We start from the raw sequence: 18,622 nt of genomic DNA on the forward strand, positions 1-18,622 counted from the left end.
TGTTTGTTGTGACAGAATTAGCAATCCGGCTTAAAGAAGCCAGAGAGGAAAAAGGGATGTCATTGGATGAACTCCAGGCGGCGACGAAAATTCAGAAAAGATACTTAACCGCTCTGGAAGAAGGCAATTATGACGTCATTCCCGGCAATTTTTATGTGCGGGCGTTTATCAAGCAATACGCTGAAGCTGTCGGGCTTGATTCAGATCAGTTATTTGAAGAATATAAAAAAGACATCCCTAACACGTACCATGACGATGTGTCGGAAAAAATCTCCGGTCTCGCCATGCAAAGGGAGCTTCCTAAGTCCGCTTCAAAGGCGGCGGAATGGCTTCCGACCGTCCTTGTCGTCATCGGTGTCATTATCGTCATCGCGATCATTTATGCGATTATTCAGCTCGGAATGAGCAAATCCGGGCAGACAGACGGAGATAAGGCCGTCACCCAAAGTGAGAGCAAGTATGAGATTCCTAAGGATTCTGCGCTGAAAAACGACGGCAATACAAATGACGAAGCGCAATCTGACAGCAAGAAAGACAAAAAGGACACAAAAGCGTCAGAGCAGAAAAAGAAAGAAAAAAGCAGTGAAAAGACGGAGATCAAAGCGGCCGGAACGGAAGGCTCGGCTTCTTCATACAACGTCTCCGGGGCAGATAAGTATAAGCTTGAACTGATTGCTTCTGACAGCGCATGGATCCGCGTCCGTGATGACAGCGGCGGTTCTTTAAAAGAAGGAACGCTGCAAAAAGGCGAAACCTTTAAAAAAGACGTCACGGATCAAAAGGAGATTGAAATCCGCACGGGCTATGCCCCTAACCTGAAAATTAAAATCAACGGAGAGGTTCTGTCCTATGAACTCAATCCGCATGATGTGATGGCGCAGACCATCACAATCAAGATGAAAAAATAAAAGGGGAAAAGTCATCTGAACGATTAAGATGACTTTTTCTTCACGTCCGAGTACATATATTGGAGGGGCTTTATGTTTAACTTACCGAATAAAATCACACTGGCAAGAATCGCTTTAATTCCTGTATTTATGATTATCATGCTTGTTCCTTTTCAGTGGGGCAGCGTTCATATAGGGGATGAATCGATTCCGGTCGCGCATCTTACGGGAGCTGTTTTGTTCATTATCGCATCAACGACTGACTGGGTGGATGGCTACTATGCCAGAAAACTGAACCTCGTGACAAACTTCGGGAAATTTTTAGATCCGCTGGCTGACAAACTGCTGGTGTCCGCGGCATTAATTACGCTTGTGCAATTTGACCTTGCGCCGGCGTGGATGGTCATCATCATCATCAGCCGCGAATTTGCCGTAACGGGATTAAGACTTGTGCTGGCGGGAACGGGGGAAGTTGTAGCCGCCAATATGCTGGGGAAAATTAAAACATGGGCTCAGATCATCGCTGTTGCCGCGCTTTTGCTGCATAATCTTCCGTTTGAGCTCGTTTCTTTCCCGTTCGGCGATATCGCTTTATGGGTGGCCGTGCTCTTCACAGTCATTTCCGGCTGGGATTATTTTGCGAAGAACTGGGATGCGTTAAAAACATCTAACTAAGAAAGAAGGACTTAAAGATGGAAATAGCAAAAAAAGCAGAAATCATTGCAGTCGGCTCGGAGCTTCTGCTCGGCCAGATCGCCAATACGAACGCGCAGTTTATCAGTAAAGAGCTGGCGGAAATCGGTGTGAACGTGTTTTATCATACCGCTGTCGGTGACAATCCGGAGCGGCTTAAGCAAGTCATCCGCATTGCCGAAGAGCGCTCAGACCTGATTATTTTTTCAGGCGGCCTCGGACCGACCAAGGACGATTTGACGAAAGAAACCATTGCAAACACACTGGGGCGCCCGCTCGTTCTGAATGACGAAGCATTCCGGTCGATCGAAGAATATTTCGCGAAAACAAAACGGACCATGTCGCCGAATAACCGCAAACAGGCGCTCGTCATTGAGGGCTCAGACGTTTTGGCGAATCATTTCGGCATGGCGCCGGGAATGCTTGCAGAGCACGGCTCAAGGCTTTATATGCTGCTTCCCGGGCCGCCGAGCGAGCTGCGTCCGATGTTTGAAAATGAAGCGAAGCCGCTGCTTCTTAAAAGGCTCGGTTCTAATGAGAAAATCGTTTCAACCGTGCTGCGGTTTTTCGGAATCGGTGAATCCCAGCTTGAAGCTGATTTAGAAGATATTATTGATGCGCAGACGAACCCGACGATTGCGCCGCTTGCTGCTGACGGAGAGGTCACGCTGCGTTTAACGGCGAAACATGCCGACGAAAAAGAAACAGAACGGCTTTTAAAAGAAACGGAAGCCGCCATTTTAGAGCGTGTCGGTGAATTTTTCTACGGATATGATGATACGTCTCTGGTGAAGGAGCTTTCAACAGCATGCAGACAAAACGGAATTACGATTTCCTCTGCCGAAAGCTTTACAGGCGGCCTGTTTTCAGAGTGGGTGACTGATTTAAGCGGTGCGTCTCAACTATTTGCAGGGGGCGTTGTCTGTTATTCCGACAGCGTGAAACAGCATGTGCTCGGCGTGAAAGCTGAGACGCTCGCAGAAAGCGGAGCGGTCAGCAAAGAGTGTGCGAAAGAGCTTGCAGCCGGTGTGAGAAAGCTGACCGGAAGCGATATCGGCATCAGCTTTACCGGGGTGGCGGGTCCCGACCCGCAGGAAGGGCATGCGCCGGGCCGCGTCTTTATCGGCATTGCGGCGGAAGGAAAAGAAGAGGTGCACGAATTTAACTTTGCCGGCTCAAGAACCGGAATCAGAAAGCGCGCCGCTAAATACGGCTGCCATCTCATTTTGAAAATGCTGGATCAAAAATAAAGTTTTAAAGAGGCGTTTTCTCTGATTTTTAAGTTTTACAAGGGAAATTATGCTCTTTTGCAGAAAAGCGAACGCGGAAAAAATCCGAATATGCGTTCGCTTTTTTCTTGGCAAATGCCAGTAAACAAGGTATAGTATATGTAGTGGCAAGATAAAGGAGGAAAAAATAAATGAGTGATCGTCAGGCAGCCTTAGATATGGCTCTTAAGCAAATAGAAAAACAATTCGGCAAAGGTTCCATCATGAAGCTCGGAGAAAAAACGGATACAAGAATTTCAACGGTGCCAAGCGGTTCCCTTGCACTTGATACCGCTCTCGGAATAGGCGGATACCCGCGCGGACGGATTATTGAAGTATACGGACCTGAAAGCTCAGGTAAAACGACTGTAGCGCTTCACGCAATCGCTGAGGTTCAGGAAAAAGGCGGACAGGCAGCATTTATTGATGCTGAGCATGCTCTTGATCCTGTTTACGCGCAAAAGCTCGGTGTCAATATCGAAGAGCTTCTGCTTTCTCAGCCGGATACGGGAGAGCAGGCGCTAGAGATTGCTGAAGCGCTGGTGCGAAGCGGAGCTGTTGATATCGTAGTCGTTGACTCTGTTGCGGCGCTTGTTCCAAAAGCTGAAATTGAAGGTGACATGGGTGATTCACACGTCGGTTTACAGGCGCGTCTCATGTCTCAGGCGCTCCGTAAGCTTTCCGGCGCCATCAATAAATCTAAAACAATCGCAATCTTTATTAACCAGATTCGTGAAAAAGTCGGCGTTATGTTCGGAAATCCGGAGACGACACCGGGCGGCCGCGCGCTGAAATTCTATTCTTCCGTGCGCCTTGAAGTGCGCCGTGCCGAGCAATTAAAGCAGGGCAACGACGTGATGGGGAATAAAACGAGAATTAAAGTCGTAAAAAACAAAGTCGCTCCTCCGTTCCGTACGGCTGAAGTGGACATTATGTACGGTGAAGGAATCTCCAAAGAAGGGGAAATCATCGACCTTGGAACTGAACTGGATATCGTGCAAAAAAGCGGTTCGTGGTATTCTTATGAAGAAGAACGCCTCGGTCAGGGCCGTGAAAATGCCAAGCAGTTCTTAAAAGAAAATAAAGACATCATGCTGATGATTCAGGAACAAATCCGTGAACATTACGGTTTAGACAATAACGGTGTAACGGACAAAGCGGAAGAAGTTCAGGAAGAGATGGAATTAGAAGAATAAAAACACGATCAAAAGAGCGGAATAAGCAATTTCCGCTCTTTTTTTGTGTGTTTCAAAAAAACACTGGCTGTTTCGGAAAATTTTATCTGGAATGTTACAACTTTTTTCACCCTTCACTCGTCTAACATCATGGCGAAAGTTGAAATTATATCTGAGGAGGAAAAAAGATGACGAGCCCCCGCCGCACAAGAATTAACAAAAAAAGAAAGAAGAAGCTGATGAAAACGGGAGGGCTGTTTCTTTTTCTGCTGCTTGTCACTGTTTTTATTATGATCTGGACCGTCACAGCGCATCACCGGGAGAAGGAATCCGTTAAAAACGCTCCCGCCGCTCAATCTGATACTTCAAAAGACCAGACTCAACAGAAAAAAGAAAAGACGCAAAAAGAGAAAACACCTAAATCAATCGATCACAATAAACAGATCAGCAATTACTTACAACAGATCGGGTTCAGCGGCACGGCAATGATCGTAAAAGATGGAAAAGTTGTGCTGAAAAAAGGCTTTGGCTATGCGGACCGAAAACAAAAAATTAAAAACAATCCGGAGACATCATATTATATCGGTTCTTCACAAAAAGCGTTAATCGCGACGGCTGTCCTGCAGCTTGAAGAAAAAGGGCTGCTGCAGACGAGTGACCCCGTCAGTACATACTTGCCGAATTTTCCTAACGGCACGCGCATCACATTGAAAAACCTGCTCAATCATACGTCCGGCATAAACGGGCATATTGAGGGACAGGGACCGATTTCTCCAATTGATTTAATCAAGGATATAGAATACCGCGGAATTAAACGGCAGCCCGGGGTTTGGGATTACAGGGATTCCAACTATTCAGTGCTTGCTTATATCGTATCTCAAGTCAGCGGGGAGTCTTATGAACAATATATAAAAGAACACGTGTTCAAACCGGCCGGAATGAAGCATGCCGGATTTTACAAAACATTTGTCAAAGCCAAATATCCTGCCGTCGGCTACAAAGTCGATGAGAGCGGCAGTCTTGTAACGCCGCACCTTCTGGACTTATCGCAGCTGTACGGGGCGGGCGACATGTATATGAGCGCTGAAGATCTCTATAAATTTGATAAAGCGATCGTAAATGGCACGCTCCTTTCAAAAGAAAGCTTCACAAAAATGTTTACAGCAGGAAGCAGTGCCGCTTACGGCATGGGGTTTTACATTGATCCGGGAAGCTATTCCAATCACGGTGTTATGCCCGGTTACAACATTTTGAACAGCTTCAGCCATTCGGCAAGCAAATATGTCATATTACTGTCAAACATTCAGAATAACGCCAAATTAGGACAGGTAAACAATAGAATTTACCAACTGCTTAACCAGCCGGACTAACAGAGCCGTCATTCACGAAAAGCGGATGAAGGTATGGTATGATATATACATGGGCGAAGATCCGAGCTGAAGGCGAATCGTTAAGCTGGCAAGCTTGACAAGTATTTCCGACACAATTACAATGAAGTTGTAACATTTGTTTTTTTAACATGATTGTTAAACCATTTAAACTTGACAAGGGCATGAGAGACTCATTCCCTGTGAAGGTTCTGTATGTTGAGAAAATCAGACAATGTACATGCCGGCACTTATTTAAGCAAAAACCAAGTTCATAGCAAGAGGAGGTGAAAGTATGACCCCAATGACGGTTCTCATCTCCATTTTGCTGACTCTGCTCGGTTTAGTTGTTGGCTACTATGTTCGTAAAACCATTGCCGAAGCAAAGATTGCGGGCGCACGCGGTGCTGCCGAGCAAATCCTTGAAGATGCAAAGCGTGATGCTGAAGCACTGAAAAAAGAAGCTCTGCTTGAAGCAAAGGACGAAATCCATACACTTCGAATAGATGCTGAACAGGAAGTTCGTGAAAGACGAAATGAGCTTCAAAAACAAGAAAACCGTTTACTTCAAAAAGAAGAAAATCTTGACCGTAAACATGAAGGAATTGATAAACGGGAAGCGATGTTGGAGAAGAAAGATCATTCTCTGAATGAACGACAACAACATATTGAAGAGATGGAAAGCAAAGTGGATGAGATGATTCGTATGCAGCAGTCAGAACTCGAACGCATTTCGAGCCTGACACGGGATGAAGCGAAACAAATCATTCTTGACCGGGTTGAAAATGAGCTTTCACATGACATCGCCATCATGACAAAAGAAACCGAAAACCGTGCGAAAGAAGAGGCAGATAAAAAGGCGAAAAACATTCTGTCGCTTGCTTTGCAGCGCTGTGCAGCAGATCATGTTGCCGAAACGACGGTATCGGTCGTCAATCTTCCGAATGATGAGATGAAAGGACGTATCATCGGCCGTGAAGGGCGTAACATTCGTACGCTTGAAACGCTTACAGGTATTGACCTGATTATTGATGACACACCTGAAGCAGTCATTCTTTCCGGATTTGATCCGATCAGACGGGAGACGGCAAGAATCGCTCTTGATAAACTCGTTCAGGATGGCCGTATTCACCCGGCGCGCATTGAAGAAATGGTTGAAAAATCCCGCCGTGAGGTAGATGACTATATCCGGGAAATGGGTGAGCAGACGACGTTTGAAGTCGGCGTTCACGGACTCCACCCGGATCTGATCAAGATCCTCGGCCGGTTGAAATTCCGTACAAGCTACGGGCAGAACGTACTGAAACATTCAATGGAAGTTGCGTTTTTAGCAGGTTTAATGGCTTCCGAGCTTGGAGAAGATGCAAAACTTGCCAAGCGGGCCGGTCTTCTGCATGACATCGGAAAAGCAATTGACCATGAAGTGGAAGGAAGCCACGTGGAAATCGGAGTGGAGCTTGCGACCAAATATAAAGAGCATCCAGTCGTCATTAACAGTATTGCGTCACACCACGGAGACGAAGAGCCGACTTCCATTATCGCCGTTCTGGTCGCTGCCGCTGATGCACTGTCAGCCGCAAGACCGGGCGCGAGAAGTGAAACGCTCGAAAACTATATCCGCAGACTTGAAAAGCTTGAAGAAATCTCCGAGTCTTACGAAGGTGTTGAAAAATCATTTGCGATTCAGGCCGGCCGTGAAGTTCGCATCATGGTGAAGCCGGACTCCATTAATGATTTAGAAGCCCATCGTTTGGCACGTGATATCCGTAAACGAATTGAGGACGAGCTTGATTATCCGGGCCACATTAAAGTGACCGTAATCAGAGAAACTCGAGCCGTAGAGTATGCAAAATAAAGTGATGCTTAGCGCATCACTTTATTTTTTTGAGTCCCTGAAAAGGAAGGAATGGAATGTATGAGAATTTTATTTATCGGAGATGTTGTCGGTTCCCCGGGCCGCGACATGGTAAAAGAATATGTCCCGAAACTGAAAGCGAAACATAAACCGCATTTTACAATTATTAACGGAGAAAATGCAGCACATGGAAAAGGACTGACAGAAAAGATCTACCACAGCCTGATGGAAGCGGGAGCAGATGCCATTACAATGGGAAACCATACGTGGGATAAAAGAGAGATCTTCGACTTTATTGATGATGTGCCGCATCTTGTCCGGCCGGCGAATTTCCCGGAAGGTACGCCGGGCAAAGGCATTACTTATATTAAATCGAACGGAAAAGAGCTTGCCGTCATTAATTTACAGGGGCGGACGTTTCTTCCGCCGCTTGATGATCCGTTTGCTAAAGCGGATGAATTAATAGAAGAAGCGAAAAAGCGCACGCCGTACATTTTTATTGATTTTCACGCCGAAGCGACAAGCGAAAAAATTGCGATCGGCTGGTACACAGACGGAAGAGTCTCTGCCGTGGTAGGCACCCATACACACGTGCAAACGGCAGATAACCGCATTTTGCCGAAAGGAACGGCATATATTACTGATGTAGGCATGACGGGTCCGTACGACGGAATTCTCGGTATGGACAGAGAAACGGTCATCAAGCGGTTTAAAACCAATCTTCCCGTCCGGTTTACGGTGGCGGAAGGTAAAACTACGCTGAGCGGAGTGCTCATTGACATCGACGATCAAACGAAAAAGGCCGTAAATATCGAACGGATATTAATCAATGATGACCATATGTTCTTTGAATAGGTGATCATGTGTTTATTTTATAAAAATATTAAAAGGAAAAGCAGGAATATAGCAACTTCTTAGTGAATATAGTAGAAATGGAAGGTAGCCCGCTATTTTTGAAAAGCATTGTGGGGATGGCTTTTTGGATAGCAACATCTAATAATGATTGTTCTAATGAACACTCACTTATCCATTGTAAAACTAAGGGGGAGCAGAAATGGAAATCTTAAAAGTTTCAGCAAAATCAAGTCCAAATTCAGTAGCAGGCGCGCTTGCCGGTGTATTGAGGGAACGCGGAGCCGCCGAAATTCAAGCAATTGGGGCGGGCGCCTTAAACCAGGCTGTTAAAGCGGTTGCGATTGCCAGAGGCTTTGTCGCGCCAAGCGGCGTAGATTTGATTTGTATTCCGGCTTTTACAGATATACAGATTGACGGAGAAGAAAGAACGGCGATTAAGTTAATCGTCGAACCCCGTTAAAAACAAAAACATGACATTCTCAACCTGCTTGCGTAAGGCGAGCGGGTTGTTTTTATTGTTGTCATATTTTCTCACAATATTATATTGATAGTACGAAGAGATGATAAATGGCTTTATTCATATAATATTCAAAAAAAATCCCGCCCATTTTTCCGGACGGAAGCAGTTGTTTTCTTGGAGTGGACACTGGTATTTACCTCCTTTTTATATCATGTTACAATCCAGTTATTACAGTGTTTTTTCGAGGAGGAGTGTACGTGTTGGGAGGAAAGATGAAAGCTATCGTCAAAAATGAAAACGCTTTCGGAGCAACTCTGAAAGAAATTCCCATACCTTCCATTAATGAGAATGAAGTTCTCATTAAAGTACAGGCCGCATCTATATGCGGTACAGATGTGCATATTTATAATTGGGATCAATGGGCGCAGAAACGAATCAAAACACCTCAAGTATTCGGACATGAATTCAGCGGTATCATAGCGGAAACGGGCAAGCACGTCACAAATGTCAAAACAGGTGACTACGTTTCGGCTGAAACCCACTTCGTCTGCGGTACTTGTGTCCCTTGTTTAACAGGAAAACATCATGTGTGCACCCATACAAAGATCCTCGGCGTAGATACAGCCGGTTCCTTCGCTGAATATGTCAAAGTGCCGGCTCGAAATGTTTGGAAAAACCCCGCTGATATGGACCCAGCCGTCGCTTCTGTTCAAGAGCCGCTTGGCAACGCGGTGCATACAGTGCTGGAAAGCAGCCAGCTTGCGGGCGGTTCCGCTGCAATTATCGGCTGCGGACCGATCGGGCTGATGGCGGTGGCGGTGGCTAAAGCGGCCGGTGCATCCCGTATTGCGGCCATTGATAAAAATGATTACAGGCTGGCTCTTGCGAAGAAATTGGGAGCCACGATCACCATTTCAGCTGATAAGGAAGATCCGCTTGAGGTGATCGACACCTTAACAGGCGGAGAAGGGATCGACCTTGTCTGCGAAATGTCAGGCCACCCGGCAGCTATAGCACAAGGATTAAAGATGGCGGCCAACGGGGGAAGGTTCCACATGCTGAGTCTGCCGGAACGTCCGGTGACGGTTGACCTGACAAATGACGTGGTGTTTAAAGGACTTACCGTCCAAGGCATCACAGGCAGAAAAATGTTTGAAACATGGCGGCAGGTATCGCACCTGCTTGAATCCGGCCTTGTTGATCTGACGCCGGTGATCACGCATCAGTTTCCGCTTGAAGACTTTGAAAAAGGGTTTGACCTGATGAGAAAGGGCCAGTGCGGCAAAGTCATTTTGATTCCATAAGGGGAGGGTTCTATAATGAAAGAATTTGAATTTCTAAAAGCAGAGCTTGATAAAATGAAAGAAAATAAAACGTGGCAGCAAATGAAACAAATTGAAACGAAGCAGGGTCCGTCGGTGGCAGTCAAAGGGGAAAACGTGATACAGCTTTCATCGAACAATTATCTCGGTTTGACGTCGCATCCAAGGCTTGTCGAAGCGGCCAAACGCGCCGCGGAAGAATTCGGAGCGGGTACGGGGTCCGTCCGGACAATCGCCGGAACATTCACAATGCACAATGAGCTGGAGAAAAAATTGGCAAACTTTAAAAAAACAGAAGCGGCACTTGTTTTTCAATCGGGGTTCACAACGAATCAGGGCGTCTTATCAAGCATTCTTACAAAAGAGGATATCGTGATCTCTGACGAACTGAACCATGCTTCCATTATTGACGGGATCAGGCTGACGAAAGCAGATAAAAAGGTGTACCGCCATGTTGATATGGACGATTTGGAAAGGGTGCTGAAAAAATCAATGAATTACCGCATGCGCCTGATCGTCACCGACGGCGTATTCTCAATGGACGGCAACATCGCTCCTTTGCCTGACATCGTCAAACTTGCAGAGGCGTACGATGCCTTTGTGATGGTCGACGACGCGCATGCTTCCGGCGTACTCGGAATAAACGGAAGGGGAACGGTTAATCACTTCGGGCTTGACGGAAGAGTCCACATACAGGTGGGCACATTAAGCAAAGCCATCGGAGTGCTTGGCGGTTACGCCGCAGGGTCGCAGGTTCTGATCGATTACCTGCGCCATAAAGGGCGCCCTTTCTTATTCAGCACTTCTCATCCGCCTGCGGTAACGGCCGCATGCATAGAAGCCATTGACGTCCTGCTGGAAGAGCCGGAGCATATGGAAAAGCTATGGGAGAACACGGCGTATTTCAAAGACAAACTGGTTCAAATGGGGCTGACCCTCACAAAAAGCGAAACACCGATCGTGCCGATATTAATAGGGGAGGAAGAAAAAGCCCAGGCATTATCAGACCTTTTATTGACCCGCGGCGTCTTTGCACAAAGCATCGTGTATCCGACGGTCGCCCAAGGAAAAGCGAGAATCCGCACCATTATTACGGCGGAGCATACAAAAGAGGAGCTTGACCGGGCGCTGGAAGTAATCCGTTCAGCCGCAAAAGAGCTTCAGCTTGTGTAAGGGGGAAATGATTCCCTCTTTTTTATTTCTTATTGATTCTTATTCTCAATAAGGTGTACAATAATAGGCTGGCGGTTGTGCCAAACGCTTTTAACCAGTATACTTGAGGGTGGAAGTTTCGGTTGAAAGGAGACATTCGAACATGAATGAAAAGCAAAAGCAGGAAAGCGGACAAGTGAATCCGGCGGACAAAACATCCGAAAAGGATTACAGCAAGTATTTTGAAGCCGTATATATTCCGCCTTCTTTAAAAGATGCGAAAAAACGGGGCAAAGAATCCGTTCAATATCATAACGATTTTAAAATCTCAGAAGAATTTAAAGGCCTCGGTGAAGGCAGGAAATTTTATATCCGCACGTACGGATGCCAAATGAACGAGCATGATACGGAAGTCATGGCGGGTATTTTTATGGCGCTCGGTTATGAAGCGACAAATTCGGTTGATGACGCGAACGTTATTTTATTAAACACTTGCGCTATCCGGGAAAATGCTGAAAACAAAGTGTTCGGAGAGCTCGGCCATTTAAAGGCGCTCAAAAAAAATAACCCGGACCTGATTCTGGGCGTCTGCGGCTGCATGTCACAGGAAGAATCAGTCGTAAACCGCATCCTTAAGAAGCACCCGTTTGTCGATATGATTTTCGGCACGCACAACATTCACCGTCTGCCGGAACTGTTATCAGAGGCATATTTATCAAAAGAGATGGTCATTGAAGTGTGGTCGAAGGAAGGGGATGTCATTGAAAACCTTCCGAAAGTCCGCAACGGGAAAATTAAAGGCTGGGTCAACATTATGTACGGCTGTGACAAGTTCTGCACATACTGCATCGTACCGTATACCCGCGGAAAAGAGAGAAGCCGCCGTCCTGAGGAAATTATCCAGGAAGTCAGAAGACTTGCAAGCGAAGGCTATAAAGAAATCACACTGCTCGGTCAAAACGTGAATGCGTACGGAAAAGATTTTGAGGATATGACGTACGGTCTCGGTGATTTAATGGACGAACTGCGTAAAATTGATATTCCGAGAATCCGATTCACGACGAGTCATCCGCGTGACTTTGATGATCATCTGATCGAAGTGCTCGCCAAAGGCGGCAACCTTCTTGACCATATCCATCTTCCGGTTCAATCAGGAAGCTCAGCGATGTTAAAAATGATGGCGCGCAAATATGACAGAGAACGCTATCTGGAGCTTGTCGGAAAAATTAAAGCGGCGATGCCGAACGCTTCACTGACGACCGATATTATTGTCGGTTTTCCGAATGAAACCGATGAACAATTTGAAGAAACGCTTTCGTTATATCGCGAAGTGGAATTTGACAGCGCATATACGTTTATTTACTCTCCTCGTGAAGGCACGCCGGCAGCGAAGATGAAAGACAATGTTCCGATGAGGGTCAAGAAAGAACGTCTTCAGCGCCTCAATGATTTGGTGAAAGAAATTTCAGCCAAAAAAATGAAGGAATATGAAGGCAGGACTGTCGAAGTATTAGTTGAGGGAGAAAGCAAAAATAACCCTGACATTCTTGCCGGCTATACGGAAAAAAGCAAGCTCGTCAACTTCAAAGGGCCGAAAGACGCCATCGGCAAGATTGTACGCGTCAAAATCGAACAGGCGAAAACATGGTCGCTTGACGGTGTGATGGCAGGAGAAGCAATCGAGGTGAAATAATAATGACGCTTTACTCTAAGAAAGACATTGTACAGCAGGCTAGGAACCTTGCGAAAATGATTTCTGAAACAGAAGAAGTTGATTTTTTTAAACGTGCCGAGGCGCAGATTAACGAAAATGAAAAAGTCTCTGCGATTATTAATCAGATTAAAACTCTGCAAAAGCAAGCCGTTAACCTGAAGCACTACGAAAAGCTTGAAGCGCTGAAACAAGTGGAAAGTAAAATTGACGCCCTGCAGGAAGAGCTTGAAGGGATTCCGATCATTCAGGAATTCAGAGATTCCCAGATTGAGGTCAATGACCTTCTTCAGCTTGTCGCACATACGATCTCAAATCAGGTGACAAACGAAATCATTACATCTACCGGAGGCAACCTGCTGACGGGAGAAACCGGTTCAAAAGTAAAACATTCGAATAACAGCTGTTCTATTTAAACACGGGGCCTTCATCGGCCCGTGTTTTTTTTTGTTATTTGAGAACTAATTGTAATATGTACTAAATTTTCATTGACTCACCGTTTTGTCCCATTTTACTGGAAAGTTTTATCATGCTTAAAAGTAAAGTTTCTGGGCAGGGCTGCATACAATGAAACAGAAACTTTGTATTTTTATATTTTTATTATAAAAATGCACATGAGACAAATGCCCAGCATAAGATAACACGAAGAAGAACAAGGAGGCCTGCCGGAATGTCTGAATACAGGGAAATTATTACGAAAGCGGTAGTTGCGAAAGGAAGAAAATTCACCCAATGCACCAACACGATCTCACCTGGAGAAAAACCGTCAAGTATATTGGGCGGCTGGATTATCAACCACAAGTACGATGCCGAAAAGATCGGGAAGACTGTAGAAATTGAAGGGTATTATGATATAAACGTCTGGTACTCTTACGCCGATAATACAAAAACGGAAGTTGTAACCGAGAGAGTAAAGTATGTCGATGTGATTAAACTCAGATACAGAGACACAAATTACTTAGATGACGAACACGAAGTCATTGCCAAAGTGCTGCAGCAGCCGAATTGTCTTGAAGTCACCATTTCTCCTAACGGAAATAAAATCGTGGTTCAGGCAGAGAGAGAATTTTTAGCAGAAGTGGTCGGTGAAACGAAAGTCGTCGTCGAAGTCAATCCTGACTGGGAAGAAGACGATGATGATGATTGGGAAGACGATCTTGATGAAGAATTAGAGGACATTAACCCTGAATTTTTAGTCGGAGATCCTGAAGAATAAGTTGAGGCTAGGGGAGTTTAACACCCCAAGTCTCTTTTTTATATATAAAGATATCACTCTTTTGTTTATGTTATAATGGGATTCGGATAAGAGAAGATACATAGTGAGGGATTAAATGATGGCTAGTTACACGCCTATGATACAGCAATACTTGAAGATAAAGGCAGAGCACCAAGATGCCTTTTTATTTTTTCGGCTTGGTGACTTTTATGAAATGTTTTTTGAAGATGCAAAAAAAGCGTCACAAGAGCTTGAAATTACACTGACAAGCAGAGACGGAGGTTCGGCTGATAAAATTCCGATGTGCGGCGTGCCTTATCATTCCGCGGCGGCTTATATTGAACAGCTGATTAAAAAGGGCTATAAAGTGGCGATCTGTGAACAGACGGAAGATCCGAAGGCGGCTAAAGGCGTTGTAAAAAGAGAAGTCGTCCAGCTGATCACACCGGGAACCGTGATGGATGGAAAAGGCATCCACGAGTCGGAAAACAACTTTATCGCTTCCGTTTCCGAATTTCGTGACGGATACGGTCTCGCTTTATCGGACTTAACGACCGGAGAAAACCTGGCCGTATTTATTGAGCGGATTGAAGATGTCATGTCAGAAATTTACTCAGTCGGCGCAAAGGAAATTGTCGTATCGAGCAAGTTTAACGAACATACAGCTGCTCAGCTGAAAGAACGGTGCGGCGCCACGATTTCCATCGAAGACGGGGAAATAACAGAACGCATTGAAATCGCAAAGCACTTGCCGGGCGAAGAGCTGACAGAGACGTTTATGCGTTTATATACGTATTTGCAAAAAACGCAAAAACGGAGCCTGGATCACCTGCAGCCGGTTCAAGTATATGAATTGGAAGAAGCGATGAAAATTGACCTGTATTCAAAACGGAATCTTGAGCTGACGGAAACGATCCGTTCGAAAAGCAAAAAAGGGTCATTGCTTTGGCTTTTAGACGAGACGAAAACAGCGATGGGCGGCCGGCTTCTCAAACAATGGATTGACCGCCCGCTGATCAGGGCATCCCAAATCGAAGAACGCCAGGAAATGGTCGAGACGCTGATCAATCATCTGTTTGAGCGTGAAGATCTGCGAGAGCGCCTGAAGGAAGTATACGATTTAGAACGTCTGGCGGGCCGGGTCGCATTCGGAAACGTCAACGCAAGGGATTTAATTCAGCTGAAAGAATCTTTAAAACAAGTGCCGAGCATCAAAGAGCTTGTAGGGTCTCTTAACCATAAAAAAGCAAAAGAACGCGCCGGCTTGATTGATCCGTGCGGAGATTTGCTTGACCTGTTAGAAGAAGCCCTTCATGAAAACCCGCCGTTATCGTTAAAAGAAGGCAATTTAATTAAAGACGGCTATCATCAGAAGCTCGATGAGTACCGTGACGCCAGCAAAAACGGTAAAGACTGGATTGCCAGACTGGAGCAGCAGGAACGCGCTTATACGGGCATCCGTTCATTAAAGGTCGGTTTCAATAAAGTGTTCGGCTATTATATTGAAGTCACAAAAGCAAACCTTCATCTGCTTGAAGACGGACGGTATGAGCGGAAACAGACCCTCACAAACGCCGAACGGTACATTACGCCGGAATTGAAGGAAAAAGAAGCGCTTATTTTAGAAGCGGAAAACAACATCTGCGAGCTGGAATATGAGCTTTTTGCCGGACTGCGTGAAAAGGTGAAACAATTTATTCCGCGCTTGCAGCGTCTTGCCAAACAAATGAGTGAGCTGGACGCACTGCAATGCTTTGCTACGATCAGTGAAAACAGGCATTACACAAAGCCTGTCTTTTCTGATAATGAAGTAAAAGTCATTGAAGGGAGACACCCCGTCGTTGAAAAGGTGATGGACAGTCAAGAATACGTCCCGAACAACTGCCTGATGGGCGATTCGCGGGAAATGCTCCTGATTACGGGTCCGAATATGTCAGGTAAAAGCACGTATATGAGACAGATCGCACTTCTATCGATCATGGCTCAGATCGGCTGTTTTGTGCCCGCAAAAGAAGCGGTTCTGCCGATTTTTGATCAAATCTTCACGAGAATCGGGGCAGCGGATGATTTGATTTCCGGACAAAGCACCTTTATGGTGGAAATGCTGGAAGCGAAAAACGCGATTGTGAACGCCACAAAAGACAGCCTGATCCTGTTTGATGAAATCGGCCGCGGGACATCAACGTACGACGGAATGGCGCTGGCACAGGCGATTATTGAGTATGTCCATGATCATATCGGCGCTAAAACACTGTTCAGCACGCATTATCATGAGCTGACGGTGCTTGAAGATAAGCTTCCTCAGCTGAAAAACGTTCATGTGCGCGCAGAGGAATATAACGGAACGGTCGTGTTTCTCCATCAAATCAAAGAAGGAGCCGCAGATAAAAGTTACGGCATTCATGTCGCCCAGCTTGCCGAGCTCCCGGACGATCTGATCAGCCGCGCGCAGGAGATTTTGAAACAGCTTGAGCAGACGGGAGATAAACCGGAGCTTCCGGCGGTATCTGAGAAAAAGCCCGCCGTCAGAGAAGAACCGGCACAGCTGTCCTTTTTTGCTGACGGTGAAAAAGAACAGAAGGCACCGGCTGTTTCTAATAAAGAAAAACAAGTGCTTGAAGCCTTTAAGTCAATCAATATTCTCGATATGACGCCGCTTGAAGCGATGAACGAAATGTACAAGCTGCAAAAAAAATTAAAATAGAAAGAGGTGACGGACTTGGCAAAAGTCATCCAGCTGTCAGATGAACTCTCGAATAAAATAGCGGCCGGCGAGGTGGTCGAACGGCCTGCCTCAGTCGTTAAAGAATTGGTGGAAAACGCCATCGACGCAAACAGCACAGTCATTGAAATCGACATAGAGGAAGCGGGGCTTTCGTCGATTCGGGTGCTCGATAACGGCGAAGGGATGGAAACCGATGATTGCAAGCGGGCTTTCCGCCGCCACGCGACCAGTAAAATCAAAGATGAAAACGACCTGTTCCGGGTGAGAACACTCGGTTTCCGCGGAGAAGCTTTGCCAAGTATCGCGTCTGTTTCTCATCTGGAAATCAAAACGAGCATCGGCGAGGGAGCGGGAACCCATCTCATTCTTCAGGGCGGGAATATCATTTCTGAGCAGAAATCCTCCAGCAGAAAAGGAACGGAGATTATCGTTACCAACCTGTTTTTCAATACACCCGCCAGATTGAAATATATGAAAACCGTGCATACGGAGCTCGGCAATATTACGGATGTTGTCAACCGGATCGCTCTTGCGCATCCGGAAGTATCGATCCGTCTCCGCCATCAGGGGAAAAATCTGCTGCAGACAAACGGTAACGGGGACGTGCGCCATGTGCTGGCCGCAATTTACGGGACGGCGGTTGCGAAAAAAATGATACCGCTCCATGTCAGCTCGCTTGATTTTGAAGTCAAGGGCTACATTGCGCTTCCGGAAATCACGCGTGCATCCAGAAACTACATGTCATCTGTCATTAACGGAAGATACATTAAGAATTTCCCGCTTGTAAAAGCGGTGCATGAGGGCTATCACACACTACTGCCGATCGGCCGCCATCCGATTACGTTTATCGAAATTACGATGGACCCGATTTTGGTCGATGTCAATGTCCATCCCTCGAAGCTTGAAGTCCGCCTCAGCAAAGAGACGGAGCTGCATGAGCTGATCCGTGACGGGATAAAGGAAGTGTTTCAAAAGCAGCGGCTTATTCCGAGCGCCCAGCTCCCGAAAAAATCCGCGCCGGCACCGGCCAAAAACGAACAGCAATTTATGACATTCGAGGAAAGCGCGCCTGAGCGGAAACTTCCTGAAAAAACGCCGGAGCCGTCTTACTCACCAATGAAGCTGAGTTCGGTCGTAAAAGAGCCTGAGCCGGTAATAATAGAAGAAGAGATCCTCCCGAATGAAGCGGATCACGATGTGCCGCCGGAGATCGGCATGCCCGAAACGGAAGCGCCTGTTTCCGATACTCCGGAACCGGAAGCTGTCTCTGAAGAAATACGTGAAGAAAGAGTTCCGGTGATGTATCCGATCGGCCAAATGCACGGGACATATATTTTAGCCCAAAACGAAAACGGCTTGTATATCATTGACCAGCATGCGGCCCAAGAACGGATTAAATACGAATATTTCCGGGAGAAAGTCGGGCAGGTCGAGCCTGAAGTGCAGGATATGATCGTGCCGCTCACCTTTCATTATGCGGCAAATGAAGCGCTGATCATTGACCAGCATCAGCATGAGCTTGAAAGCGTCGGAGTATTTTTAGAAGCATTCGGCACGAACAGCTACATCGTTCGCTGCCATCCGGCCTGGTTTCCAAAAGGGGAAGAAGCTGAACTGATTGAAGAAATCATTCAGCAGGTGCTTGACGCCAAACAGATCGATATTAAAAAACTGCGGGAGGAAGCGGCCGTTATGATGAGCTGCAAAGGCTCAATCAAAGCGAACCGCCATTTGCGAAACGATGAAATCAAAGCGCTCTTGGACGACCTGCGCCGAACGACAGACCCGTTCACATGCCCGCACGGCAGGCCGATTATAATTCACCACAGTACGTATGAGATGGAGAAGATGTTTAAGCGTGTGATGTAGCAGGGTTCTGTGTGGGTTGTACCCTTCGTGCCCACATTTTGCCCACGGATTTTAGCTGTTTAGGTAT

The 18,622-nt window shown here is 46.2% G+C and carries 15 protein-coding genes; all 15 read left to right on the forward strand.

Features of this window, described 5'->3' with window-relative positions:
* Positions 1-8 precede the first annotated feature (8 nt).
* The 15 genes from NYE36_RS08980 (at position 9) to mutL (ending at position 18,555) form a co-directional block, all read left to right on the forward strand.
* Positions 9-908 carry a RodZ domain-containing protein gene (locus NYE36_RS08980; protein ID WP_094032441.1) on the forward strand — a complete coding sequence of 300 codons (900 nt, stop codon included), beginning with the start codon at positions 9-11 and terminating at the stop codon, positions 906-908.
* Between the two features lie 72 nt (positions 909-980).
* Positions 981-1,562, forward strand: coding sequence for a CDP-diacylglycerol--glycerol-3-phosphate 3-phosphatidyltransferase (gene pgsA / locus NYE36_RS08985; protein ID WP_007409821.1), 582 nt, complete (start codon positions 981-983; stop codon positions 1,560-1,562).
* Positions 1,563-1,579: 17 nt separating this feature from the next.
* On the forward strand, positions 1,580-2,830 hold the full coding sequence (locus NYE36_RS08990; RefSeq protein ID WP_265450927.1) for a competence/damage-inducible protein A: 1,251 nt from the start codon (positions 1,580-1,582) through the stop codon (positions 2,828-2,830).
* Between the two features lie 170 nt (positions 2,831-3,000).
* Positions 3,001-4,044 carry a recombinase RecA gene (recA, locus tag NYE36_RS08995; protein ID WP_060675476.1) on the forward strand — a complete coding sequence of 348 codons (1,044 nt, stop codon included), beginning with the start codon at positions 3,001-3,003 and terminating at the stop codon, positions 4,042-4,044.
* A 167-nt stretch (positions 4,045-4,211) separates the two neighbouring features.
* Entirely contained in the window at positions 4,212-5,393 is a 1,182-nt protein-coding gene (locus NYE36_RS09000; RefSeq protein ID WP_015239879.1) for a serine hydrolase domain-containing protein, read from the forward strand.
* A gap of 292 nt (positions 5,394-5,685) precedes the next feature.
* Positions 5,686-7,245, forward strand: coding sequence for a ribonuclease Y (gene rny, locus NYE36_RS09005; protein WP_003154140.1), 1,560 nt, complete (start codon positions 5,686-5,688; stop codon positions 7,243-7,245).
* A gap of 60 nt (positions 7,246-7,305) precedes the next feature.
* Positions 7,306-8,100 (forward strand): TIGR00282 family metallophosphoesterase, encoded by a 795-nt coding sequence (locus tag NYE36_RS09010; RefSeq protein WP_064107822.1) that lies wholly within the window; start codon positions 7,306-7,308, stop codon positions 8,098-8,100.
* A gap of 199 nt (positions 8,101-8,299) precedes the next feature.
* Entirely contained in the window at positions 8,300-8,560 is a 261-nt protein-coding gene (gene spoVS, locus NYE36_RS09015) for a stage V sporulation protein SpoVS (RefSeq protein ID WP_003154135.1), read from the forward strand.
* Between the two features lie 257 nt (positions 8,561-8,817).
* Positions 8,818-9,864, forward strand: coding sequence for an L-threonine 3-dehydrogenase (gene tdh / locus NYE36_RS09020; RefSeq protein WP_025284747.1), 1,047 nt, complete (start codon positions 8,818-8,820; stop codon positions 9,862-9,864).
* A gap of 12 nt (positions 9,865-9,876) precedes the next feature.
* Entirely contained in the window at positions 9,877-11,055 is a 1,179-nt protein-coding gene (locus tag NYE36_RS09025) for a glycine C-acetyltransferase (protein WP_199022645.1), read from the forward strand.
* Between the two features lie 142 nt (positions 11,056-11,197).
* Positions 11,198-12,727, forward strand: coding sequence for a tRNA (N6-isopentenyl adenosine(37)-C2)-methylthiotransferase MiaB (gene miaB, locus NYE36_RS09030; RefSeq protein WP_012117585.1), 1,530 nt, complete (start codon positions 11,198-11,200; stop codon positions 12,725-12,727).
* A gap of 2 nt (positions 12,728-12,729) precedes the next feature.
* Complete coding sequence (locus NYE36_RS09035; protein WP_003154113.1) at positions 12,730-13,161, forward strand: RicAFT regulatory complex protein RicA family protein; 432 nt, start codon at positions 12,730-12,732, stop codon at positions 13,159-13,161.
* 254 nt (positions 13,162-13,415) lie between these two features.
* The gene (cotE, locus tag NYE36_RS09040) at positions 13,416-13,961 is read left to right on the forward strand and encodes an outer spore coat protein CotE (RefSeq protein ID WP_003154111.1); all 546 of its coding nucleotides are present in this window, start codon (positions 13,416-13,418) and stop codon (positions 13,959-13,961) included.
* Between the two features lie 118 nt (positions 13,962-14,079).
* The gene (gene mutS / locus NYE36_RS09045; protein WP_144664730.1) at positions 14,080-16,665 is read left to right on the forward strand and encodes a DNA mismatch repair protein MutS; all 2,586 of its coding nucleotides are present in this window, start codon (positions 14,080-14,082) and stop codon (positions 16,663-16,665) included.
* Positions 16,666-16,680: 15 nt separating this feature from the next.
* Entirely contained in the window at positions 16,681-18,555 is a 1,875-nt protein-coding gene (gene mutL / locus NYE36_RS09050; RefSeq protein ID WP_094032443.1) for a DNA mismatch repair endonuclease MutL, read from the forward strand.
* The last annotated feature ends 67 nt before the right edge of the window (positions 18,556-18,622 follow it).

It is taken from the genome of Bacillus sp. FSL R5-0593, from assembly GCF_038603755.1.
In the GTDB taxonomy this organism is placed as follows: domain Bacteria; phylum Bacillota; class Bacilli; order Bacillales; family Bacillaceae; genus Bacillus; species Bacillus velezensis.